The organism is Paracoccus sp. (in: a-proteobacteria) (genome assembly GCF_030536915.1).
Classification (GTDB): domain Bacteria; phylum Pseudomonadota; class Alphaproteobacteria; order Rhodobacterales; family Rhodobacteraceae; genus Paracoccus.
This window is the reverse complement of the sequence record NZ_JAUNPC010000133.1, coordinates 3,719-4,942: the sequence shown is the minus strand read 5'-3', so window position 1 is coordinate 4,942 and position 1,224 is coordinate 3,719. Positions and strand designations below refer to the sequence as shown.

General features: G+C 68.3%; 1 protein-coding gene and 2 pseudogenes. 1 reads left to right on the top strand and 2 read right to left on the bottom strand.

Annotated elements, in window-relative coordinates; all coding sequences use genetic code 11:
• Together Q4F04_RS14590 and gmk are read right to left on the bottom strand one after the other, a co-directional pair.
• Nucleotides 1-333 (bottom strand): annotated as a pseudogene (locus Q4F04_RS14590) (gamma carbonic anhydrase family protein); the annotation flags it as partial.
• On the bottom strand, nucleotides 330-959 hold the full coding sequence (gene gmk / locus Q4F04_RS14585) for a guanylate kinase (protein ID WP_303370526.1): 630 nt from the start codon (nucleotides 957-959) through the stop codon (nucleotides 330-332). The gene gmk and the pseudogene Q4F04_RS14590, both read right to left, overlap by 4 nt.
• Nucleotides 960-1,063: 104 nt before the next feature.
• Here gmk and ispH point away from each other — a divergent pair.
• A pseudogene (gene ispH, locus Q4F04_RS14580) lies at nucleotides 1,064-1,224 on the top strand (4-hydroxy-3-methylbut-2-enyl diphosphate reductase); the annotation flags it as partial.

Sequence of the window (1,224 nt, the reverse complement as noted above, 5' to 3'; positions counted from 1 at the left end):
CGCATAGCCCGGCGGAAAGCGCGAGATCGACGACGCGCCCATCCCGATCAGCGCGCCGTCATGAACGGTGCAACCATGCAGGATCGCCTTGTGGCCGACGGTCACATCCGCGCCGATCCGCAGCGGCAGGCCGGGGTCGGTGTGGAAGACGCAGCCGTCCTGCACGTTGGACCCGCGGCCGATGCGGATTTCCTCGTTGTCGCCGCGCAGGACCGCGCCCCACCAGACGCTCGCCTCGTCTTCCAGCACGACGCGGCCGATCACCTGCGCATCGGGCGCGACCCATGCGCCCTGCCCCAGTTCGGGGGCCACCCCGTCCAGTTCCCAGATCATGCCGCTTCCTCCATCAGCTTTCGCACGAATGTGGCCAGGGCCGGGCGCCGCTCGCGCCGCAGCCGCTCGGCCGTCAGGATCGCGCGCAGGTCGGATTCGGCCGCCTCGATGTCGTCGTTGACCAGAACATAGTCGTATTCGGCCCAGTGGCTGATCTCGTCGCGGCTTTTCAGCATCCGCCGCGCGATCACCTCGTCGCTGTCCTGGTTGCGCCCGCGCAGGCGGCGTTCCAGTTCCGGCAGGCTGGGTGGCAGGATGAAGATCGAGACGACCTGCGAGCCGAGGCTGGATGCCCGGATCTGCTGTCCGCCCTGCCAGTCCACGTCGAAGATCGTGTCCCGCCCCTCGGCCATCGCCAGTTCCACCGGCGCGCGCGGGGTGCCGTAGCAGTTGCCGAAGACCTCGGCATGTTCAAGCATCTGGTCCCGCGCCACCATCTCGTCAAAGGCCGCACGGTCCATGAAGTAATAGTGCTGCCCCTCGATCTCGCCGGGACGCGGGCTGCGGGTGGTGGCGGATACGGAAAAGCGCAAGGACGGGTCCCATTCCATCAGCCGGCGGGCAAGCGTGGACTTGCCCGCGCCCGAGGGCGACGAAATGATGATCAGCAATCCGCTGCGCTGCATGGGTTCTCTCGCGGCTGTCCGGCGGGGACAGTTGCCCCACGGGGGCGGCCGAGGTCAAGGACGCGCCATGGACCTTGCGCCCCGGCCGCTGTATTCCTGCCCGCATGGATACCAAGCCGCCCCTGACCCTTTACCTTGCCGCGCCGCGCGGATTCTGCGCGGGCGTGGACCGCGCCGTGCAGATCGTGGAACTCGCGCTGCAGAAATGGGGCGCGCCGGTCTATGTGCGCCACGAGATCGTGCACAACCGCTTCGTCGTGGACGG